This is a genomic window from Brevibacillus massiliensis (genome assembly GCF_000311785.1).
GTDB classification, from domain to species: Bacteria; Bacillota; Bacilli; order Brevibacillales; family Brevibacillaceae; genus Brevibacillus_C; species Brevibacillus_C massiliensis.
Map to the genome: position 1 here is coordinate 661955 of NZ_HE978535.1, position 21613 is coordinate 683567.

Genomic DNA, 21613 nt, shown 5'->3' on the forward strand with positions numbered 1-21613 from the left:
ATTTGAAATCATCGATACAGACAAACAATGATAGAGTGAATTCGCAGAGCGAGCGATTGGGCAGCCGGCCCATGTGGCGTACCATGCTGCTGTTTCTGATCCCCTTGCTGCTCAGCAATGCCCTGCAATCGATCGGGCAATTGGTCGGGAGCATCTTTGTCGGCCGCGCGCTTGGCGTCGATGCCTTGGCGGCTATTTCTGCCTTCTTCCCGCTTTTCTTTCTGCTCGTATCCTTTGCGATCGGCATCGGCTCCGGCAGTTCGATCCTGATCGGTCAAGCTTATGGAGCGGGCAATGACGAACGATTGAAGGAGATAATCGGAACCACTCTTACGTTTACCTTTCTGATTGGACTCTTGCTGGCCGTAGTCGGCGGCATTTTTACCTGGGATGTACTGCGCCTGATCGGAACGCCCGATAACATCATTGGCGTCAGCGTCCACTATGCGCGCATCTTGTTCTGGTCCTTGCCGATCATGTTTTTGTATTTGGTCTACACCACATTTTTGCGCGGTACAGGCGACTCCAAGACGCCGTTTTACACGCTGGTTGTCAGCACTGTGCTCAATATCGCGTTTTTGCCGCTGCTGATCTTTGGCTGGTTGGGTCTGCCGAAGCTGGGTGTCTACGGGGCGGCGTACGCATCCGTGTTTTCAACGGTAATCACCTTCGTGCTGATGCTGGTCTACCTGCGAAAGACGAAACATACGCTGCAGTTCGATGCCTCTGTCTGGAGACACCTGAAAATGGATGGAGGATTGTTAAAACTTCTGCTCCGCCTTGGCATCCCATCCAGCGTCAGCATGATCCTCGTATCCCTGTCGGAAATTGCCGTCATCTCCTTTGTCAACAGCTACGGCTCTGATGCGACAGCGGCATACGGGGCGGTAAACCAGGTGGCCAGTTACGTACAGATGCCGGCGATCAGCCTCAGTATCGCGGTTTCCGTCTTCGCTGCGCAATCAATCGGGGCAGGCCAGCTTGACAGGCTCAAGCAAGTGATTCGTGCAGGGGTCGTGCTCAACTATATCATCGGCGGCCTTTTTATCCTGCTGGTCTACGTGTTCTCAAGGGGAATTTTATCCTTGTTCCTGACGAACGAGAATACGCTTGGCATCGCACATAGTCTGCTGATGATCACCTTGTGGAGTTACCTGATATTTGGCCATGCCCAAATCATGGGTGCCACCATGCGGGCGAGCGGCACTGTACTATGGCCGATGGTGTTCGGGATTATTGCGATTTGGGGCGTGGAGGTGCCCGTGGCTTATCTCCTCTCCCATTACAGCAGCCTTGGCATCAAGGGAATCTGGATCGGGTATCCGGCTGCCTTCATCGTCAGCTTTGCCCTGCAGGTTTCTTACTATCGCTTGTCGTGGAAGAAAAAGCAAATCGTCCGCCTCGTCAGCTAAAACAAAACATGGGAAAGCCGGTATCAAAGCTCACGATACCGGCTTTTCTATGTGTTTACATTTTTACCGTCCCCTCCTGGTCGATCTCGATGCCGTATACCAAGGAGAGTTCGCCGAATTTGCCGATAATTTCCTCTGCCTGAGTGCCGATAGCCGCGTAGGGTCTGCCCCGTTTAATGGGTGTATCTCCCTTCGTCAACGCTACCGGCACAATCTTGATTCCACGCAATTTCCCCGCTTGAAAGCGGCAGATCGGCATCACTGTCTGCCAGTAGAGCTTATCGCCGGGAAACCCCCTCTTCCCGTCCTGGCTGCGCAGCCGGAATACTTCACTTGGCGTCAGAGTTGGATCGATGTTGAACCGCTTGTACGAATCGTTGGGAAGCTTGTAAACCAGCTCATTTTGGCCGATGAAATTACCCAGACTGTAGAAGATCGGTCTCCCGCTGTACATCTCCATGCCGCGCAGCAAGTGCGGACCGTGTCCGACGACGATGTCTGCCCCCTCATCGACGATGCGGTGAGCAAAGGCGCGAATAAACTCAGCCGGATGCTCCCTTGTCTTGCCCTGCTCGTGTGCGTGCAAACTGACGATCACGACGTCCGCTCTCGACTTCGCCTCCCTGACCCACTTGCAAATCTCTTCCATGTCCTGTTTGTTTGGCTCCGTTCGAATGGCGGGGGTGTCAGCGGCTCGGAAGTTGGCATTTAGGGTGCCCGCCACGCGCAGATTCGTATCTGACAGCGGCAGGATAGCAGGGTCCTGCGGATCAGCGGCGAATCCAAGCTTGACGAACTCCTGACGCTGATTCTCCAATCCCAGGTCCAGCGCAATCCTTTTCAAGACTTCCAATTGATCCGTTGTGACCTCATAAATGGTGTCGAAACGCAGCGGATTGATTCCCGGACGGCCTTGGACATCAGGTCTTTGCTCTCCTGCAGACTGTTCTTCAAAAAAGGTGGAAGCGCAGGAAAGCATGGCAATCGTACCCGCGTCGGTATCGTAGTAGACTGGCATTCGAGCTTCCGCAAGACTCCTCCCTACCCCCGCGTACGCCAATTTTCTGCTCTCCAATTCGCTGATTGCCGTGAGCAAACCTTCCACGCCGTAATCCAGCGCGTGGTTATTGGCGCAGGAGTACAGCGTAAAGCCCAAGTCCATCAGTTCATCGTGCACCCAGGAGTGGGCCGCGAAGTGGGCGCCATCGCTGCGGGCAGCCGGATGGCCGGCAAAGTCATTTGGCAGAACTTCCAGATTAGTAAACGCCACGTCTGATTCTTTGGTCATCCGGACCAGTTTTTTTGTCGGCTCGTCGTTGTAAACGGAGATACGGCGTGCAATAATACTGTCACCGGTAAGGGCGATGCTCAGGTCATCTGAGTGAATGGACATGTCTACCACCTCTTCTGCTCTAATTCTTGTTTTGGTTTGTATCTGATTTTCCTCGCGTGATTACTGCATTTACTGCGTACTGCCAAACAAGCGCCCTACTCCATGGATCTTCTCCAGAATGAGAATGATGATGACAGAGATAAAAATCACGACACTGGACACGGAAGCCACGAGCGGATCATACGCGTCCTGCATGTGTGAGAAAAGCTCGATCGGCAAGGTGCGCATTCCCGTCGAGACCATAAACAGCGACACCGTCACATTGTCAAACGAGGTCAAAAAGGAAAACAGCGCACCGGACAGGATTGCCGGTCGGATCAGCGGCATGGTGATCCGCCAAAATACTTGCAGCGGATTGGCGCCGAGAATCATGCCCGCTCTCTCCAGCGTGTAATCAAAACCGCTGAGTCCGGTCAGGACAAACCGCATGACATAAGGGACGCAAATCGTAACATGAGCGATCAACAGGCCCGTAGACGTTCCGGCCAGCGCCACGGGTGTGAGGTAGATCAGCAGGGCTACCCCCAGTACGATTTGCGGAACCGTCAGCGGCGCGGTCAAAAATGATATCAAGTAAGACTTTCCGGGCAGCTCGTATTTGGCCAGCGCGATCGCAGCCAATGTCCCTAACACGACGGAAAAGAACGCCGTTAACAAGCCAAATTTGACACTCGTCAGAAAAGCGCTGATAAATTCAGGCCGATCAAGCAGCTTTACATACCACTCCAGTGAAAACCCCTTGGGTGGAAAACTCGGATAACTCTCCTCGGTAAAAGAGGCCGGAATTGTGACGAGTATCGGGATCAGAATGTAGAGCAAGGACAGACTCGTTACGAATAATCTTAGTTTTCCCAGTACCCGCATTTAACGGAACACCTCCTTGAAACGCCCGGTCTCAATCAAGCGCGTAAAAATCGTAACGCTGATCATCGTTACAGCGAGCAGGACGTACGAAATGGCCGAACCGTACGTCCACCGAAGCAGGTTGAGGATTTGATCATAGGCAACCACGGGCAGCATCGGCACATTTGCCCCGCCCATTAAGGCCGGCGTGACGTAAGCACTCATGGACAGGCTGAATACCAGGACCGTTCCCGAGACAATCCCCGGCAGCGTAAGGGGAAATGTAATAGATAAAAACGAACGAATCGGTCCGGCGCCCAAGATCGCTCCGGCCTTTTCAAGCGACGGGTCGATATTGTACAAGCTTGTCGCGATCGACAGGATCATAAACGGTAAGTAAGCATTGGACAGCCCGATCACTACCCCCATCTCCGAGAAGAGAAACTTGACCGGCGAACTGATCAGGTCAAGGGAGACGAGCAGCGTGTTGACGACTCCGTTTGGCAGCAGCAGCAGGAACCATCCGAAATTTCGCACAATAATGCTGACCAGCAAGGGAGAAGCGACAACCAGCGCTATGTAACCCCGCACGCGAGGGGAACATTTGGCCATCGTCAAAGCGACAGGATAACCGAGCAACAAGCAGACGATCACCGTATACAGGCTGATTTTGATCGTCAGCCACAGCGAAGACAAGTAATAGCGATCGGTGAAAAACTGGATGTAGTTTTGCATGCTGTAATACGCTCCCGCTGTATCCAACCCGTCTGTGACGATAAAGCTTAAATACAAGATGTACAGCATCGGTACGACAAAGAAACCGACAATAAACAGAAGCAATGGCGACAGCAGCAAAAGGGCCGGCAGGTGCTTAATCCACTTTTTCCGCGCCAGCGCTGACAACTCGTCCAGGCTGGACGTCTGATGCACGACTGGCGTCACTTCTTGATCAACATCAGGTCTGACGGCTGCCATCCTACATACACCTCGCTTCCAACCGACCACGCAGGATCAACCGTTGTGCATAATGACTGGATCGCCTCCCCTAATAAAGACACTTCGACTTCCCACGCAGAGCCCAAATAATTCATTTGCGTAATGATCCCCTTGTGATCGCTGTCAAAACAAGGTTGGTCTGCTGCCGGGTGCAGGCTGATTTTTTCGGGACGGATGTACAGTTTTACCTCATCCCCTGCCTTCAGGTGATGATCCTCCCCCATGATGTTGTTCGGATCGACCGTAACCACCAAGGCCGATTGGATTTGAACATGGATTCGCTCGCGGTCGACGGACTTGATTACCCCATCCAACCGGGTTGATTTCCCAATAAATTGGAAGACAAATTCTGTTTTCGGATGCTGGTAGATTTCGCCGGGAGTACCGATCTGCTCGATGTTTCCCTTGTTCATCACGACGATGCGATCTGACAGGGAGAGCGCTTCCTCCTGATCATGTGTGACAAAAATCGTGGTTACGCCCAGTTCTTTTTGCAGGCGTTTACATCTGCCAAGTATTGTTATTCATACATGGCAATTGACCATAGGTGGATTGATTTTAATTCCAATAACTCGTGTTCATTATTTCAATTGGTACGATGTCGCTTTGGTTTTACCTGTTAACACAAGATACGGTCCGCCCTGTCTGCCGGCTTTCATTTGCCGCTTCTATAAAGCGTATGATCGCCAATGTCTCCTCTCTGTCCACCGAAGATTGCCCGCTGCGGAAAAAGCGCATGGCATGCTCGATGAGACTGGCGTAGTACGGCTTTGCGTCGGCCTGCACGTCGATAAACGGCGCACTATCCCGACGGAGGGAGGAACAGCTCATCAGCGGCACGCGATGCTGGCGCGCCAGCTCGAAGATCCGAAGCGCGTCGGTGAAACAGACTGCCAGCGGCTTATCGATAAACACCGGTTTTCCAAAAGGGGCGACTGCGGCAAACTGCTGCAGATGGATCCGGCCGTCGACGGATGTCAGCAGTATGGCGTCTGCTTGTTCCGCCACCTGTGCGATCGATGTTGCGATGCGAACTCCGAACCTCTCTTGCAGCGCATGTGTGATCGGGCCGACGCGTGCCGCGCTCAAGGGAAAATTAGGCGACCCCCCCGGATAGGCCACCGTTACTCTCCCACCTGGAACGTGATAGGGATGGCGGGGGTTCTGGATGATTTCCGTAAATGCCTCGCAATGTGACGTGTCCAGTCCAATCATCCTGATTGCAAGTTCAGGTTTCCTGTTCACATGCTCCCTCCTATCTGATCTTTTCCAGTTCGTCGACAAAGCTGAGCCGATATACCTGTCGCGGCCAGCCTTTGGAAGAGATCTTCTCAACGCCGACGATCTCCACCAGTTCCGCGTCCAACCACTGAAGCAGAATCCGGTGGGAACTGCGAAGCGTCACCCCGAGGATCGAGGCCAGTTCCTGGGCGGTGTACTCCATTTTTCCCAAGCGTGAGACCTGGGCCATCAGCTTGCTCATGTAAGAAGCGGTCATCCCCGCTTTCTGCGCCCGCATGAGCAGCCCTTCGTCCGTCACCGACAGCTCGTACACCATCGGATGGGTCATTTCTACCGGTCCGATGACGCTGCGGTCCTCGCGCACGATAAAACAGATATCGCCGCCAAATTCTTTGGCTTGGCGCAAGGCCAATCTGGCATGTGTGCCCGCTTCGTTCGCGGTTTGGCCGAAGCCGATGCCGATGCTTAGCGAGACGCCGAGCGATCTCTTCGCGTCGGTCAGGATCGGGATGTATTGGTATCCCCTCGTCTCCCGTTCAAAAATCCCCCGCGTCGTCACAAACATGTACTCGTCGCCGCCGAGGCGGTCAGGTGGCCATCCAGACAGCCTGCGTAGTCCAAAAACAACCGATGAATCTCCAGCTTTAATTTCTGAACGTCATGTTCCGAATGGCTGCGCTCCACCAGTTGGCTGTAATCGTCAACCTGAATCAAACCAAAGACGATCTGCGACTCTTTGTTGCGCCGTTTCTCGGTCGAGAGCAAGGCTCGTTCCAACGAGACGGAAATGTCCTGTGCCGTCGGGATTACCCACTCGTTGGGGACGTTCAGGCGGGCCAATTCATCCGCTACGGCTTTTATGCCGGTCAGCGCTCCGGCGCTTTTTCCTTGTTGGTACGCTTGCAGGTGTTCTGGATCATGTCTTCCAGGCGATAAGGAACACCGTCGTAGTAGTGCATGCCCGCGGCCGGTATATCCAGCTCCGCGAAAACCTTCTCCACCGCTTGATTGGCCAGCAGGTCGATGGACAATCCCCCGATCCTGCCAGACTGGTACATGCGGAACAAAGAGCGGTAGAGGCCGGTTCCGGTCAGCGGAATATAGTGTGCGGGGACGGTGAACGCCACCTGCTCCTTCGCAATTTTGTAAGGGTAATAGCCGGAAAACAGCAGGACTTCCACCTGTTCCATGATTTCCGCGGCAAAGACGGGGGCATCCCCGATTCGATTGGATACCCGGATGATTGGGGTAAAGTTGGGAAACGAACTGAGTTCTACAATGGCTGGTAGGCCAATTACGCCAATCTTGATCGTATTATGCATCCGATCCGCCCCCTAGTTGTCAAAAGAACAGGTCCTTCACTGTTTTTCCGGCGAGGATCACGAGAAAAATGAGCGCCAATCCGGTAATCACGTTTTTGAGCGGCGTGTTTTTCAGGTCGCCCATGAGTTGCTTGTCGTTGGCCAGGGCGAACAGGGCCAGTCCGATTAGCGGTACGACCACGATCGTGACCGGCTGCGTGACCAGGATCAGCTGCACCGGGACTTTTCCGAACACGAGCGCCACGATGCCCCCAAGCACCATCACGGCCATGATAAAGCAGCGCACCGCCTTGCTGCTCAATTGGCTGCAAAAGCCGAGCGCGTCAGCCAGCATTGCCCCTCCGATCGTCGCGTTCCCGGTCAAGGACGAGAACGCCGCGCCCCACAGTCCGATCATGAATATGACTGTCGCTCCGCTGCCAAATAGCGGCTCCAGCGCCTTGCCCATGTCTGTCGCCGTATTTACCTCGATACCCTGCGGCTTCAGTACTGCAGCAGCGCTGATCATGATCAGCGCGGAGATCAGCCCGAGCAGGATGATTCCCGCGTAACTCTCACGCGAGCCTTCCTTCGCGTGGGCAGCAGTCCATCCCTTCTCCTGCACGAGGTACGATTGGTAGAGCGCTCCGACGACAGTGAAGGTGGTCGCAACCAGGCCGATGATCAGCATGGCCGAACCGCTTGGCACTTGCGGGACAAGTCCGGAGACGATGCCGCCGAGGCTTGGCTTGACCAGAATGACGGTACATAAAAATGAGAACAGCATGATTGCCACCAGGACCAGCATCAACTTTTCAAGAATTCTGTAAAAATGGCGGAAGAATAATAACGAGATTGCCAAGAGCGTAAAAATGACTCCCCATGCCTTTGTAGAAATGCCCGTCAAACTGGACAGGGCCACACCTGCTCCGATCACATTGGCTCCCTGAAAGGTGGACGTGACCAGAAAACAGCCCAAGCCCATGACAATTGCGGCCGCCTTCCCCCACTTTTGCCTGATCGTGGCCAGCAGGGATTGCCTTGTCGCCATGCCGATTCTGGCGCTCATTTCGGTAAAAGCCATCATGAACACGACGGAAATGACGACGACCCAGAGCAAATTGTAGCCGTACATGGCCCCCATCTTAGAGGTAAGTGTCACACTGCCGGGACCGATGACCAGGGCGGCCGTGATGATGGCCGGCCCCAGCGAGGTGATCCATGATTTCGCAGATTTCTGCATTTGTACGGGTGAATTGGAATTCACTTGCGGCTGTTCCATGAGACGCATCCCCTCTCTTAAGTCGCTGGATGATTAAACAGTAAGCCATTCCTCCAGGTGGCGTTGAACGAATTCATCGTCGCTTAGCTGCGGGTATTCGCGGTACACGCGGTCGATCTCCTCCATTTGGCCTGGCGAAAGATCTTCGTCAGGATTGAGACACCAGCGCCCCGCCAGCAGGCCCTGCCGTCTGAGCACCTCGTGAATCCCGGCGATGCACCCGTGAAATTCATGCGCCGGATCGAAGAAAGCGGCATTGGCGTCTGTAACCATCACGCCCTCCTGTAGCAGGTCATGGACTCCCGCACCGCTTTTTTTCGCGGCTTTGATTCGCTCAAGCAGCTCGACGGCCTTGCTCGTCCACACGGCCCAATGGCCGAGCAATCCGCCGACGATGCTCTTCTCCACCGGTTTTCCCTTTACCATAAACCGGAATGTGGTCAGCAGATCCGCCACGATGTTGTCATCATTGCCGGTGTACAGGGCGATCTGCTCCGAACGGCTGGAATGGCAGACCGCTCTTGCCACATCGAGCGTCTGGTAGCGGTTAAACGGCGCCATCTTGATTGCCATGAAGCCGGGAATTTCGGCAAACTCCCGCCAAAACGAGTAGCTGAGCGGCCTCCCGCCTACGGAAGGCTGGAGGTAGAACCCGAAAACGGGAATGACCTTGGCGATTTCCTCCACACGGTGAAGCAGCTCAAACTCCGTCCAACCGTGCAGCCCGCCCATGCTGACAAGTCCCAAATCGTAACCCAGCTTCGCCGCCAGCTCCGCTTCCGCCAGCGCCTGATCCGTCGGCCCGCAGATCCCGGCCACCTTGATGAAGGAATCGTCTGCCTCGGCCCGTTCGACTTCTTCTGCCGCCATCCGCAGTACGGGTTCCAACAAGTTGATCTCCTTGTCCCTGATCTCAAATTGCGTCGTGTGGACGCCGACAGCGACGCCGCCAGCGCCGGACGCGAGGTAGTAGCGCGTCAATGCCCGCTGCCGGCGTTCGTCCAACCGGCGGGAAGCGTCGAGTGCCAGCGGGTGGGCCGGAATCGCCACCCCTTCATGCAGACGCTGAAAGACGGCAGGACGCAGTTCGCAGACCATGTCAAAATTCCCCCTTCCGCTCCTGGAAGTGCGTCGGCTTGTCAATGGTTTTACCGCCTGCCGCCACCCATTCGGCCGTCCAGTCAATCATCTGTCCCAGCGAGACGCGCGGGTAACCGAGCAGCTGATGGGCCTTGGCTGCGTTGCTGAGCAGCGCCGTCTCCTGTTCCTGGTTGACGAACACGGGTTCAACCCCAAACCTGGCGGCAAACTGTCCTGCCAGCCAGCGTACGGAAATCGTCTCGGGTCCCGTTACATTCAGTACCCGCGGCGGCGTGCTGCAAAGCGCCAGGCAGCGGATCGCCATCTCGTTGGCGTCGCCCTGCCAAATGACGTTGACGTGACCCATGCCAAGATCAAGCGGGCGCTGTTCGAACACGGCTTTGGCAATTTCCAGCAAGACGCCGTAGCGCATGTCAATGGCGTAGTTCAGCCGGAAGTGAAGCATCGGAATGTTCAGTTTTTGTGAAAAATAGGTGAAGATCCGCTCCCGGCCCAGGCATGACTGGGCATACTCCCCGATCGGATCTGCCGGCACCTCCTCGGAAGGGCTGCCTTTTTGCAGGATGACAGCGGATACAGATTGCCTGTCGAAAACGAAACGATCCGCGATTCGCAAAACTTTTCCGCCACCCGGTCCGGCAGATACGTGTTCATGGCCCAGGTAAACGGCTCTTTGCCTGTCGTTCCAAACTTGTGGCCAGCCATAAATATGACATTCCTTACGGCTGGAAGCCGTTTGAGCTGTTCCTCGTCGAGCAGGTCGGCGGCAATCGTCTCAATGCCATTCGCTTCCAGCTCGGATTGCAGCGTTCCGTCCGAAAAGCGGGAAACACCGATCACACGCTTCTTCACCCCCGCCTGTTCGATGGCCCGTTTTGCCAGCTTGGCCAAACTGGGCCCCATTTTTCCCCCGACTCCAAGAATGACGAGATCACCGTCCAAGTGCGAGATCATGTCAATCAACTGTTCGGAAGGTTCTGTCATCTTCTGTTCGAGTTCCTCAATCGTCTTCATCTCTGCTCCCCCAAACGCTTTTTTCAAAACAGTCCATCATCAATTGATGTAGGTCTATTTTATGGCGGTCAGCTTGGAGACAAGTCTATAAAGCGTCTAGAATTCAGCGGCGGTCCGCTTTTGAAATAAAAAAGAAAAAGGCCCGATCGTCATGTGATCGAACCGATTGTCTTCTGGGACGCTACCCAATCGCACCAAGCGGCGCTTCAGGCATCAGCAAGTCGGCGGAGTGTGCTGCGTTTTGCGGATTCTCGGTAAAGCCGCAGCCCTTCCGAATCCTCTCTCTCGCCTGTTGGAACAGTGTTTGCTTAATGGTCTGCAAGTCGATTGGCATGACATCCTCCCGTTTTCTCTTTTTGTTGGCAGTTCATTTGGGGTCTGATGCCTTCCCCGGGGGATGGCAGACTACGAATTTCGCTCGTACAAGTAGAACACGTAGTCAGTCGGAACACCGGCGTACCCTAGCTGCCGCAGCATCGCAGTTATATTCCCGCGGTGATACGTTCCGTGATTGACCAAGTGCTGGATGATATCGGCATAGCTGGCCATCAGCGTTCCGAATTGAGGGTGCGGGTACGCTTTGGCAGCATCCAAATCCTTTTGAGCGAGGAACGATTGGTACCGATCGGCTATCTCGGCAAACAGCTGCTCGATTTCTTCCAAACTCTTGCTTTCAGTCTCTTCCGTGATGCGGTTGTTGACGTCGACGATCTCCTCGTAGCTGGCACTGGACATGCCCAGGAGCCAAACGTTTTCCACCCGGTAAATATGGACAAGCGCAGCGAACAGTGTGGGGAACACGCTCTGGATCTCTTTGTGAAGGATTTCTTGCGGCAATTCTTTTAGGTGCTGAAAAACTTTTTGGTTGGCCCAGAGGTGGTAATCATACAGCTGCAGCGCGTTGTGCTTCATCAAAATGTCCCCTTTCACTTAAACCTGTACTCGATCATCCTCACCCTCATCATAACCAGCCTTCCCTGACAGCTGCAGTCAGGGAAGAATCAATTCTGATAGAATTGCAGCAAATCCGAAGTAATGGCCACCAGCCTTTCTTTCAGCAGCGGCGGCTCCAGCACTTGTATCGCCTTTCCATACGGAATCAGAAAGTAGGGAACAAAAGTGCGGATGGCCTGCTCCTCCAGGCGAAAGTGGGCGTGCTCCAAAGAGCGCTCCACCAGGGCATGTCCGAGCAGCCAATGCTCGCATAGATCGTTTAAGGCCTGCTGCCTGCCTTGAATCCGAATCGAGATGAGCTGTTCCGGGTTGTCCGTATCCGGCAGCAGGTTTTTCAGGAAATCGCGCCGGGCCGAAAACTCCGCTGGACGCTGAAAGGCAGAGTCTGTCCGGGACAGCGCCTGAATATGGTCCACCCGAAAGCTGCGCACTTCCCGGCGAAGGTGACAGTACGCCATCACATACCAGCGATTTTTCCAGTAAACCAGTCCGTACGGGTCAATCCGGCGTGTTTTGGCAGGTTCGCATCCACGCTGGTAAACCATTTCCAGAGCATATCCATTTGCTACAGACACTTCCAGTTCCTTAAGGGAGGCCTCCAGCGCAGCATTGACTGGAGGCTGGATGACGTCAAACCCCATTGTGTGCCGGTTGATTTTGTTCAACTGTTCTTGATTGGTGTACATCTTCAGTTTCGTAACGGCACGAACCAGGGCATCGCTAAAGGGATAGCCTGCCTCTTTTGCAAAGGTGGCGGCATGCATTATCGCTTTTTGTTCCTCCAGGTCAAAAAACAGCGGGGCTTCCGTAAAGAGAGGGAGCAAGCTGTATCCGCCATTGTGGCCGGAATCGGAAATGATCGGCACGCCGCTGGCGCACAACGCGTCAATATAGCGGTAAACCGTGCGGACGTTTATCTCCAGCTCGTCGGCGATCTCACTGGCCGTCATTCGCTTTCTTTGTTTGAGCAACCATAAAATGGATAACATGTTACCAGCTTTAGACATTCGGCGAAATCCCTTCCCTCGGGCTGCATATTGCTGCTGCCCGCTTCCTCCTTAGGCAGTCTTATGTGATTCCTATTTTATTGGCAATGGTAAAAAGATTCAATCACTGCCTCACCTGCTCATCTTCACCTGCCGAAGTTGTAAGACGATTTTGTGTAACCATTCCTAATTTACGCACTTTTTGTTTGATTTATCCGTCGGCGCTGTTATACTTGTATTACAAATTTTGTTTTTGAAAAGGAGTGAAGAGGGTGACGATTCTATACGATTACCTCGTCATCGGCGGCGGAATCGTCGGACTTTCCACCGGTTACTCCCTGCTGCAAAAATACCCGTCGGCCAAAATTGCCATTCTTGAAAAAGAACCTGAACTCGCCTTCCACCAGACCGGACATAACAGCGGCGTGATTCACTCGGGGATTTATTACAAGCCGGGAAGTTTAAAAGCGCGCTTTTCCAGAGAGGGAGGAGAATTGCTCCGCTCCTTCTGTACTTCGCATGAAATCCCGTACGAGATGTGCGGCAAAGTCATCGTGGCGACCGAGCAAAACGAGCTGCCGCTTTTGCAAAACTTGTACAACCGCGGACGGGAGAACGGGATTTCCCTGTCGCTGATCAACCGGGAACAGCTCCAAGAAATCGAACCGCACGCCAGCGGATTGCAAGCCATTCATGTGAAGGATGCGGGCATCGTCAATTACAAGCAGGTCGCGCAAGCCCTGGCCAAGGTGATCAAAGCAAGCGGCGGCGATATCTTCCTGCAGGCAAAGGCGGAGAAAATCACCGAGGGAACGGAAGGAATCGAAGTGGAATGCAGCAGACAGACCTATCGCACCCGTTACCTGATTAACTGCGCCGGACTGCACTGCGACCGAATCGCGGCCATCCAGGGCTTGCAGACGAAGATGAAAATCATCCCTTTCCGCGGCGAATACTACGAATTGAAGCCGGAGAAAAAGCACTTGGTCAAGCATTTGATCTATCCCGTCCCCAACCCCAGCTTTCCTTTTCTCGGCGTTCACTTTACCCGGATGATCGACGGACACATCCACGCCGGACCGAACGCCGTGTTAAGTCTAAAGCGGGAAGGGTACCGTAAAACGGATTTTCTGTGGAAAGACTTTGCCGAAGTCATGACGTATCCCCCTTTCTGGAAAATCGCTCGGCAGCACTTCGGGGAGGGCTGGAAGGAAATGGTTCGTTCCTTTAGCAAAAGCGTCTTCGTCCACAGTCTGCAGCGGTTGATCCCGGAAGTTCAAGCTGCAGATCTGGTCCGTTCAGAAAACGGCGTCAGGGCCCAGGCGCTTACCCATGACGGCAAATTGGTAGACGATTTTCTCATCGTCTCCAACCAGCGCTCCATCCATATCCTGAATGCCCCGTCTCCGGCAGCGACGGCCTCGCTTTCCATCGGACGCGAGATCGCCGGGAAAATTCCGGAACCACATCGGGCGCCAATCATCCGGCTTGGCCGCTGATCGGAATGAGGACAGGCAGATAATGCAAAAGAAAGAGAAAATCTCACAAAAAATTACCCGCGAACTGCTGGCCATGATTGAGTCGAATCGATTCCCTCCTGGCTCCAAATTGCCTACAGAGCTTGAATTGGCCGGATTGTTCGGAGTCAGCCGCGTCCCGATCCGCGAAGCGTTAAGCGTGCTGCAGGCCTTGGGCGTGATTACCTCCAGGCAAGGGGGAGGCAGTTACGTCGAGGAGGTTCTCCCCTCCCCGCTCATCCAGCACTTCTCCCTGCAGCACGCCGACATGGAAATGATCCGGCATTTATTTGAAATGAGAAAAATCCTTGAGCCCCAAGCCGCCGCTTTGGCTGCCTTGAGGCGGACACCTGAGGAATTGGAACGCATGCGGGAAGTATTGGAGTGGTTGGCAAGCGATTTTACCAGCGCGGACCGGACAGGACAGGAGGCGGACTTCGAATTTCACCGTACATTGATTCTGGCGACCGGTAATCCGATCCTGACCGACACCTTTGAGAGCCTCTCCTCCCTGTACAAAAAAGCCCTGTCACTCACCTTGCAGCAGAACATCGGGCTCGTGCGCAAGCGGCATATCGTCTACAAGGAGCATGAGAGCATTTTTCTGGCGATTGAAGCGCAGGAGCCTGAACTGGCAAAGGTGCAGACGATCATTCACCTGAAAAACGTGGAAAAAAAATTGCTGTTCTAAGCAGCGTGCCGGCTTCAACTGGATGGGGATAGGGAACACTCATGCTCGACGCGTGAAGGATTCTCTATCTCCCTTTTATACCTTCGCAGCAGTTCTTTGGTCGACATCGCGATCGTCTTGGGGATGAGCTGATGGGGATTGGTTTGCAGGCGTCGTTTTCCCGCTGGATGGAGCACAAGCAAGAGAATGCGCAGATATACACTGGTAAAAAAGGAAAGGACTCCCTTAGGCAAATTCTCTAAGGTAAATCCGAATTGTTTTGCCCCGCGATGGATCAGGGAAACCCCGTATACACCTTTGATATCGGGGTAGCGTGGATGCTGAAGGATGTACCGCAGCATTTTCGGCATCAACTGCTCGGTTGCGCGAATCATCTTGATGGCGAGCTGTACCGACGAGCGGGAACCCGTTGCCATCGCGTACAACAAGCCATTGTCAAAATGAAGCTCCACGATCCGGTCTCCCCTGCGAATCTCCTCTCCATCCGACAATCGAATCGTCTCTCCCCGGTAGACGCGGACTCTGACGTGTAAAAAGCGGTTCTGTGCATCGATCGGCTTCACTCGGAATACCAGGTGAAAGGCTTTCTCCCACTTCATCCATACAAACAGCAGCAATCGCCTGCCCATGCGTACCTGTGTCTCAGCCTCCTGTTCATGCAACCGCATCATCTCGTCTACTCGCACACATTGATAATCTTGCAGGGAAATCTCTTTGAAGACGTCCTCCAACGCTTCTATGGTATACCGCGGCGCATCGCGGTCCGCTCCCCATGTGGTGCCGCTGTCATGCAAAAGGATGACGGCTCCTCCTTTCAGCCTTTTCAACAATCTTTTTTTTACGGCAAGGCTCCCCTTGCTTTTCCAATCTCGCACCATCGTCGACCACAACACCATGCGAAACTGTCTTCGCAAGCGAAAGTCAAACAGCGTCAGCAGCCCCCATGGCGGACGGTAATAGATCGGTCTTTCGCCAGTGATCCGCTCCACAATGTCAACGGAGTGGTTGATTTGTCTGCGGACTTTCCAGGGAGCGATCAGCCAATTCGCCTGGTGCACGTAGTTGTGAATTCCGATTAAATGCCCTTCCCGATGGATGCGGAGAATCAGATCCGCATGCTTTTCAGCTTTTGAGCCGAGCACGAAAAAAGTGGCTTTGATCTTGTATTTGCCGAGCAGGTCCAATAACCGCGGCGTATAGTCCGGGTCGGGGCCGTCATCAAACGTAAAAGCAACTTCGCGGCGAGTACGAGCCTTGCGAAACACACCGAAACCGAAAACGAGCGACATGACTCCTGGAAGCAAGCAATACGCGCATAACAGGAACAAAGATATCCACAGCACTTTCTCCATGATACCCCATCCCCCTACGATGTTGTTTAGCTAACTCCTCTAACACCAAAGATATTTCTCGATTCGGGGTTTCATGAAAAAAAGACCGGGCCCGCACTTGCGTCACTTGCGAAATTTTGCGATCCCAAGCAGGAACAGCGGAAGAAACAACCCAACGGATAAAATATACGGTATCCAGGTTTTCGTATCCCAATTTTTTTCGTAGGCCACATTGGGGAATATCACCAGAGACAAGACGACCAGAATCATTCCCAAAGGAAGGACGAGGGGCCGGTAATGTTTCAGCTCAAAAATTTGCGCAGCAGCTAAAGCGATACCGTACAGGTAAATTGTCAAGCGGAAAAAGAACGTGATAAACCACATGATGGCCACAATCACTTCGACTCGCTGCAGAAAATCCCCGATCTTGATTTTTTGGGCCAATGCATAGCTGGGAAACAGATGCGTTGTCGTACCTTCAGGACCGAGGACCAGCAGGCTTAACGTCACAATAATCGTCAAGACGAGTCCGCCAATGAAATTGCCAAAGAGGAAAGCCTTGCGGGCGGCGCTATCTTGATGAACGTAAGGAAAGATCATGAGCAGGATGATATCGGGCAGAATTGCGAAGCTCAAATAGGAGATGACAGCCGTTGCGATCGGTTTCGCGCCTTTTTCCAATACGGGCTGCAGGTAATCCAAATGGATTTGCGGAACGGTAGAAAAAAACATGACGCCGAATAATACGGCGAAGAAAGGAAACAGGATTTCGGCAGAACGAGCCAGGGTCTCAATTCCCAGGCGAGTTCCCATGACAATCACAGCGACAAACAGGATGTTCAGAGCGTGTACCGGCGTTTGCGGCATGACGTGTGTCGTGAGAAAAAAGCCTACATAATACAGAGCGGATGCGGCTCCGGCAAAAAACAGACTGAGGATGAGCAAAAAAGACACCGTTTTCCCCGCCCATTTTCCCAAAAGTTTTTCATTGATTTCGATCAGGCTCTTGCCCGGACTGATGTTCCCCACCGCACAGTACAGCCATACCAGGAGCAGACTTGTTCCCACCCCGATGAGCGCTGCAATCCAGGCATCTTGGTAGGCAAACGCCGACAAGCTGGCTGGCACAACGAGAATGGAACTGCCAATGGTAAACAGCGTGACGAGAACCGCAAATTGCCAAGCAGATATTCTGGCGTTCTCAAGCATGGTTTTTCCCCCTCATTTCCTACTTCAAAATCCCGAAAAGGAAATCGCTGAACGGTTTGTATATGACAGCCATCCAATCAAGCGGGTTGGGAATGTGAATCTGCAACGTTTTGGCAATGCTCAGTACGGTTCCTGTAAGGAGCAGAAAGGAAAAAGCCCACAGCTCCCTTTTCTGCCCGTTTTTCCATAGAGAGGGGACTTCTATGAATCCAATTGCGATGGCTGCTGCCAGTATCCCGAAGATTGTCCACATGCCACAAGATGCTCCCCAAAAGTTTCCGCGAGTTTTTCTTCATGCTGTGTAGTATAACCCGGGAGATTGGCAGAAATCCGTTTCGTTTTTAGAACGACCCAACAGGGAACGATAACGGTCCCGATCACTGGGTAAGATGCAAAAGACCTCCGTCAAGTCGGGTGCCTTGACAAAGGTCTGATAAATCCTGGCAGGGCAACCGGCGGCCACCAGTCCCTGATCTTTCAATTCTTGTACATTTTAAACTCCAAAAACAGCTCATTGTAATGAGCCAGCATCCGCTTGCCCAGGTTATCGTATACTTCCAGTTTGTCGGTTACGCTTGGATCGGGGTAAAACCGCTTGTCGCCAGCGATCTCTTCCGGCAGGTACTCCAGGGCCTTTTCGTTTGGCGTGGAATAGCCGACATACTCGGCATTTTGCGCCGCGTGCTCGGGGTCGAGCATAAAGTTGATGAATTCGTGCGCCCCTTCGATGTTTTTCGCCGTTTTGGGAATGACCATATTGTCAAACCACAGGTTGGACCCTTCTTCCGGGATGACGTAATCCAGCTCGTCGTTTTCGCTCATGATCTCCGAAGCATCTCCGGACCAGACGACGCCGACGGCCGCCTCCTCGCCTGCGAGCAGCATCTTGATCTCGTCCCCGACGATCGCTTTGACATTTGGCGTGAGCGCATTCAGCTTGTTTTTTGCTTCCTGCAGGTGGGCTTCGTCCGTATCGTTTAGCGAGTAGTGCAGACTGTTGAGGCCCATCCCGATCACTTCGCGGGCGCCGTCCACAAGTAAAATCTGATTGCGCAAATCCCCGTCCCAAAGGTCATTCCAGCTCGTAATCTCCTTGCCTCCCAGCAGCTTGGGGTTATAGACGATGCCCACTGTCCCCCAAAAGTACGGAACGGAGTACTGGTTCTCCTTGTCGAACGACAGGTTTAAAAAGCGCGGATTGATGTATTTCAGGTTTGAAAGCTTGGAATGGTCAATCGGCAGCAGCAGGTTCTCTTCCTTCATCTTGCTGATCGCATATTCGGAAGGCACGGCTACGTCAAATGTGGTGCCCCCTTGCGCTATCTTGGTCATCATCGCTTCATTCGAATCGAAGGTTTGGTAGATGACCTTGATCCCGCTTTCCTGTTCAAACTGCTTGAGCAGGTCCGGATCGATGTAATCCCCCCAGTTGTAGATCGACAGCGTATTCCCGCTCGAATACCCCTCGGTCGAATTGAGCTGGAAGGTCACGTATATCAGGACGAATGCGACGAGAAAAACCGCTGTGAACATCCGAACGAGCTGCTTCATTTTCTGACCTCCATTCCCTTCGGCCGGCTGTTTCGCTGATTAATAAAATAGTAGCCGATCACCAGTGCGATCGTGAACAAGAAGAGCAGCGAAGAGAGTGCATTGACGGACAGGGAAATCCCCTGCCGCGCCCGCGAATAGATTTCGACCGACAGCGTTGAGAATCCGTTTCCCGTGACGAAAAAGGTGACGGCAAAATCATCCAGAGAATACGTGAGCGCCATAAAAAATCCGGCAAAAATGCCTGGTGTGATGTATGGAAGTACTACCTTCGTCAATACTTCCCACCGGCTCGCTCCCAGGTCGCGGGCGGCGTCGATCAAGGTCGGGCTCATCTCCTGCAGCTTCGGCAGCACCATGAGAACGACGATCGGGACGCTGAACGCGATGTGGGACAACAGGACCGAGGCAAACCCCAGTTGAATCCCGATGATCGTAAACAAGATCAGGAAAGAAGCGCCGATGATCACATCAGGGCTGACGATCAGCACATTGTTCAGCGTCAGGAGCGTCTGTTTTACCTGCCGCCGTTTGACATGGTTGATCGCCAGCGCACCCATCACCCCTAAAATCGTGGAGATTGCCGCCGACAAGAGGGCGATGACAAACGTATTCAAGACGATGATCAACAGCCGGGTATCGGCAAAGACTTCCTGGTACCATTCCAGGGTAAATCCCTCAAAATCGTGCATGGCTCCGCCGCTGTTGAACGAGTAATACATCAAATAGAAAATCGGAGCATATAAGATGATAAAGACGGCGACTAGATAAAGATTTGAAATTTTCCCTTTGATTCCCACCTTATATTCCTCTCCTCCGATTTCCTGTTGCAATCATGAAGACCGCCATGGCAATGATCAAGAAGACGGCAATCGTCGAGCCCATCCCCCAATCCTGCGTCACGAGAAAGTGCTGTTCGATCGCTGTGCCAAGCGTTATCACGCGGTTACCGGCGATCAGCCGTGTGATCATGAACAGGGACAGAGCCGGGATAAAAACAGCCTGACAGCCCGCCTTTACCCCGTCCAGCGTCAACGGGAAGATGACGCGGCGAAAGGTCGTCCAGCTTGATGCTCCCAGATCCCGGGACGCATCGACAAGCGACGGATTCAGCTTTTCGAGCGCGTTGTAGATGGGCAGAACCATGAACGGTATGAAGATATAGACAGAGACAAATAAAAAGCTGAAGTCGGTAAACAGAATTTGTTTTGCCCCGATTCCGAGCACTTCCAACAGGGCATTCGCCGGTCCATACGTGCCGAAGATGCCGAGAAAAGCATACGCTTTCAGCAGCAAATTAATCCACGACGGCAAAATGATTAGCAGCAGCCAAAGCTGCTTGTGCTTCAATTTCGTCAAGAGATACGCCGTCGGATAAGCGATCAGCAGGGAAAAGGCCGTAATGAGAAAAGCGTACCAAAAGGAACTGAGCGTCATGGTCAAATAGACCGGCGAGAAAAAATCGGTATAATTGCCCAGCGTAAATTGTCCTTCGATATCAAAAAAAGAATAGTAGAGAATCAGCAGAATCGGCGCGATCACGAAGAGTAGGATCCAGAAAACATACGGAATCAGATACAGGTTGCGCGTTTTATTTTGCATGACCGACCTCGTGATACGCTTCCAGGCGCTTGTCAAATTCTTCTTCCGTTTCACCAAATCGCATCACGTGGATGGCTTCCGGATCAAAGTGCAGGCCGATTTCATCTCCGACGGTGACTTTTTTGGTAGAGTGGACAAGCCATTCGTTTCCGTCCTTATCGTAACAGCAAATCTCGTAATGAACGCCGCGGAAAAGCTGCGAGTCTACGCGCACTTGAAGCTTGCCCTGGTCGCGGGAGGTAATCTCCAAATCCTCCGGACGGATGACAATTTCGACCGGCTCGCCCGGATGAAAGCCTTGGTCGACACATTCGAATTGTTTGCCGTTAAATTCAATCAGAAAATCTCTGATCATTTTACCCGGGATGATGTTGGACTCCCCGATAAAATCGGCGACGAAACGGTTGATCGGCTCGTCGTAGATATCCGTCGGGGTTCCGCTCTGCTGGATTTTCCCTTTGTGCAGGACAAATATTTCGTCTGACATGGCAAGCGCTTCTTCCTGGTCGTGCGTGACGAAAATAAAGGTGATGCCCAGGCGGCGCTGCAGTTCGCGCAGCTCATACTGCATTTCGGTACGAAGCTTCAAATCGAGCGCGGACAGCGGCTCATCGAGCAGAATCACTTCTGGCTCATTGACGATCGCCCGGGCAATCGCTACCCGCTGTCGCTGTCCTCCAGACATTTCTGTAATTTCCCGGTTCTCGTAGCCATCCAGATTGACAAAGCGGAGTGCCTCCTTCACTTTGGCGCTGACTACGTCGTTTTTCAGCTTTTTTATTCGCAAGCCAAAGGCTACATTCTCAAACACATTTAAATGAGGAAACAAAGCGTAATCCTGAAACACCGTGTTCACCTGCCGCTGGTTGGCCGGGAGGTTGTTGATCAGCCTGCCGTTGAAATAGATATTCCCCTCAGTCGGTTCGGTGAATCCGGCAATCAAGCGGAGAATCGTCGTTTTGCCGCATCCGGAAGGTCCGAGCAGCGTGTAAAATTTTCCCCGCTCGATCTCGAAGCTCACGTCATCCAGGACAGCCGGATCGTTGTCATACCGCTTGGTCACGTGCTCAAAGCGAATAATGGAATGTTCTTTCATCTAGCCCTGCTCCTTGTTGAATAATAAAGTGTCCTCATGAATGTATGAAACCCTCATTATTATAAATGATAACGGCAAAACTGCAATCGCAA

At 53.0% G+C, this 21613-nt stretch carries 23 protein-coding genes and 1 pseudogene; 3 read left to right on the plus strand and 21 right to left on the minus strand.

Annotated features, from left to right (window positions below; all coding sequences use genetic code 11):
* Positions 1 to 71 precede the first annotated feature (71 nt).
* Complete coding sequence (locus HGBM_RS03265) at positions 72 to 1412, plus strand: MATE family efflux transporter (protein ID WP_081590076.1); 1341 nt, start codon at positions 72 to 74, stop codon at positions 1410 to 1412.
* 55 nt (positions 1413 to 1467) lie between these two features.
* Here HGBM_RS03265 and HGBM_RS03270 read toward each other — a convergent pair whose 3' ends face one another.
* From HGBM_RS03270 to HGBM_RS03325, 14 genes and pseudogenes are all read right to left on the minus strand, one after another.
* On the minus strand, positions 1468 to 2805 hold the full coding sequence (locus tag HGBM_RS03270; protein ID WP_019119664.1) for a CapA family protein: 1338 nt from the start codon (positions 2803 to 2805) through the stop codon (positions 1468 to 1470).
* Between the two features lie 69 nt (positions 2806 to 2874).
* Positions 2875 to 3669, minus strand: coding sequence for an ABC transporter permease (locus HGBM_RS03275; protein ID WP_019119665.1), 795 nt, complete (start codon positions 3667 to 3669; stop codon positions 2875 to 2877).
* Positions 3670 to 4623 carry an ABC transporter permease gene (locus HGBM_RS03280; protein ID WP_019119666.1) on the minus strand — a complete coding sequence of 318 codons (954 nt, stop codon included), beginning with the start codon at positions 4621 to 4623 and terminating at the stop codon, positions 3670 to 3672.
* Positions 4587 to 5057: a TOBE domain-containing protein gene (locus tag HGBM_RS26475; RefSeq protein ID WP_019119667.1), complete on the minus strand. Its 471-nt coding sequence runs from the start codon at positions 5055 to 5057 to the stop codon at positions 4587 to 4589. Before HGBM_RS26475 ends, HGBM_RS03280 begins: the two co-directional genes overlap by 37 nt.
* 199 nt (positions 5058 to 5256) lie before the next feature.
* Entirely contained in the window at positions 5257 to 5889 is a 633-nt protein-coding gene (locus HGBM_RS03290; protein ID WP_019119668.1) for a Gfo/Idh/MocA family oxidoreductase, read from the minus strand.
* Between the two features lie 10 nt (positions 5890 to 5899).
* A complete protein-coding gene (locus tag HGBM_RS31510; RefSeq protein WP_245552858.1) occupies positions 5900 to 6451 on the minus strand; it encodes a hypothetical protein in 552 nt (183 codons plus the stop codon).
* Positions 6442 to 6726, minus strand: a complete 285-nt coding sequence (locus tag HGBM_RS31515; protein WP_245552859.1) for a hypothetical protein — start codon at positions 6724 to 6726, stop codon at positions 6442 to 6444. Before HGBM_RS31515 ends, HGBM_RS31510 begins: the two co-directional genes overlap by 10 nt.
* A 26-nt stretch (positions 6727 to 6752) precedes the next feature.
* Positions 6753 to 7208 (minus strand): hypothetical protein, encoded by a 456-nt coding sequence (locus HGBM_RS31520; RefSeq protein ID WP_035286231.1) that lies wholly within the window; start codon positions 7206 to 7208, stop codon positions 6753 to 6755.
* Between the two features lie 19 nt (positions 7209 to 7227).
* Positions 7228 to 8469: an Nramp family divalent metal transporter gene (locus HGBM_RS03300; RefSeq protein ID WP_019119669.1), complete on the minus strand. Its 1242-nt coding sequence runs from the start codon at positions 8467 to 8469 to the stop codon at positions 7228 to 7230.
* A 33-nt stretch (positions 8470 to 8502) separates the two neighbouring features.
* On the minus strand, positions 8503 to 9567 hold the full coding sequence (locus tag HGBM_RS03305; protein ID WP_019119670.1) for a dihydrodipicolinate synthase family protein: 1065 nt from the start codon (positions 9565 to 9567) through the stop codon (positions 8503 to 8505).
* Between the two features lies 1 nt (position 9568).
* Positions 9569 to 10584: pseudogene (locus HGBM_RS26490) on the minus strand (NAD-dependent epimerase/dehydratase family protein).
* Between the two features lie 181 nt (positions 10585 to 10765).
* The gene (locus HGBM_RS30185; protein ID WP_019119671.1) at positions 10766 to 10918 is read right to left on the minus strand and encodes a hypothetical protein; all 153 of its coding nucleotides are present in this window, start codon (positions 10916 to 10918) and stop codon (positions 10766 to 10768) included.
* A 71-nt stretch (positions 10919 to 10989) separates the two neighbouring features.
* Positions 10990 to 11496 carry a DinB family protein gene (locus HGBM_RS03320; RefSeq protein ID WP_019119672.1) on the minus strand — a complete coding sequence of 169 codons (507 nt, stop codon included), beginning with the start codon at positions 11494 to 11496 and terminating at the stop codon, positions 10990 to 10992.
* Between the two features lie 89 nt (positions 11497 to 11585).
* On the minus strand, positions 11586 to 12545 hold the full coding sequence (locus tag HGBM_RS03325; RefSeq protein ID WP_026074180.1) for a helix-turn-helix transcriptional regulator: 960 nt from the start codon (positions 12543 to 12545) through the stop codon (positions 11586 to 11588).
* A gap of 251 nt (positions 12546 to 12796) precedes the next feature.
* Between HGBM_RS03325 and lhgO the strand changes: the two genes are divergently transcribed.
* Both lhgO and HGBM_RS03335 read left to right on the plus strand, forming a co-directional pair.
* The gene (gene lhgO / locus HGBM_RS03330; RefSeq protein ID WP_019119674.1) at positions 12797 to 14023 is read left to right on the plus strand and encodes an L-2-hydroxyglutarate oxidase; all 1227 of its coding nucleotides are present in this window, start codon (positions 12797 to 12799) and stop codon (positions 14021 to 14023) included.
* A 22-nt stretch (positions 14024 to 14045) separates the two neighbouring features.
* Positions 14046 to 14732, plus strand: coding sequence for a FadR/GntR family transcriptional regulator (locus HGBM_RS03335; protein WP_019119675.1), 687 nt, complete (start codon positions 14046 to 14048; stop codon positions 14730 to 14732).
* A gap of 14 nt (positions 14733 to 14746) precedes the next feature.
* Here HGBM_RS03335 and HGBM_RS03340 read toward each other — a convergent pair whose 3' ends face one another.
* The 7 genes from HGBM_RS03340 to HGBM_RS03370 all read right to left on the minus strand — a co-directional run bounded on the left by HGBM_RS03340 (position 14747) and on the right by HGBM_RS03370 (position 21521).
* The gene (locus tag HGBM_RS03340) at positions 14747 to 16084 is read right to left on the minus strand and encodes a polysaccharide deacetylase family protein (protein ID WP_019119676.1); all 1338 of its coding nucleotides are present in this window, start codon (positions 16082 to 16084) and stop codon (positions 14747 to 14749) included.
* Positions 16085 to 16186: 102 nt separating this feature from the next.
* Positions 16187 to 17272, minus strand: a complete 1086-nt coding sequence (locus HGBM_RS03345) for a GerAB/ArcD/ProY family transporter (protein ID WP_019119677.1) — start codon at positions 17270 to 17272, stop codon at positions 16187 to 16189.
* 19 nt (positions 17273 to 17291) lie between these two features.
* The gene (locus tag HGBM_RS03350; RefSeq protein WP_019119678.1) at positions 17292 to 17525 is read right to left on the minus strand and encodes a hypothetical protein; all 234 of its coding nucleotides are present in this window, start codon (positions 17523 to 17525) and stop codon (positions 17292 to 17294) included.
* Between the two features lie 224 nt (positions 17526 to 17749).
* Positions 17750 to 18823, minus strand: coding sequence for an ABC transporter substrate-binding protein (locus tag HGBM_RS03355; protein WP_019119679.1), 1074 nt, complete (start codon positions 18821 to 18823; stop codon positions 17750 to 17752).
* Complete coding sequence (locus tag HGBM_RS03360; RefSeq protein WP_019119680.1) at positions 18820 to 19623, minus strand: ABC transporter permease; 804 nt, start codon at positions 19621 to 19623, stop codon at positions 18820 to 18822. The genes HGBM_RS03355 and HGBM_RS03360 overlap by 4 nt, the downstream gene beginning before the upstream one ends.
* A 1-nt stretch (position 19624) precedes the next feature.
* Complete coding sequence (locus HGBM_RS03365; RefSeq protein ID WP_019119681.1) at positions 19625 to 20425, minus strand: ABC transporter permease; 801 nt, start codon at positions 20423 to 20425, stop codon at positions 19625 to 19627.
* Positions 20415 to 21521, minus strand: a complete 1107-nt coding sequence (locus HGBM_RS03370; protein ID WP_019119682.1) for an ABC transporter ATP-binding protein — start codon at positions 21519 to 21521, stop codon at positions 20415 to 20417. Before HGBM_RS03370 ends, HGBM_RS03365 begins: the two co-directional genes overlap by 11 nt.
* Positions 21522 to 21613 lie beyond the last annotated feature (92 nt).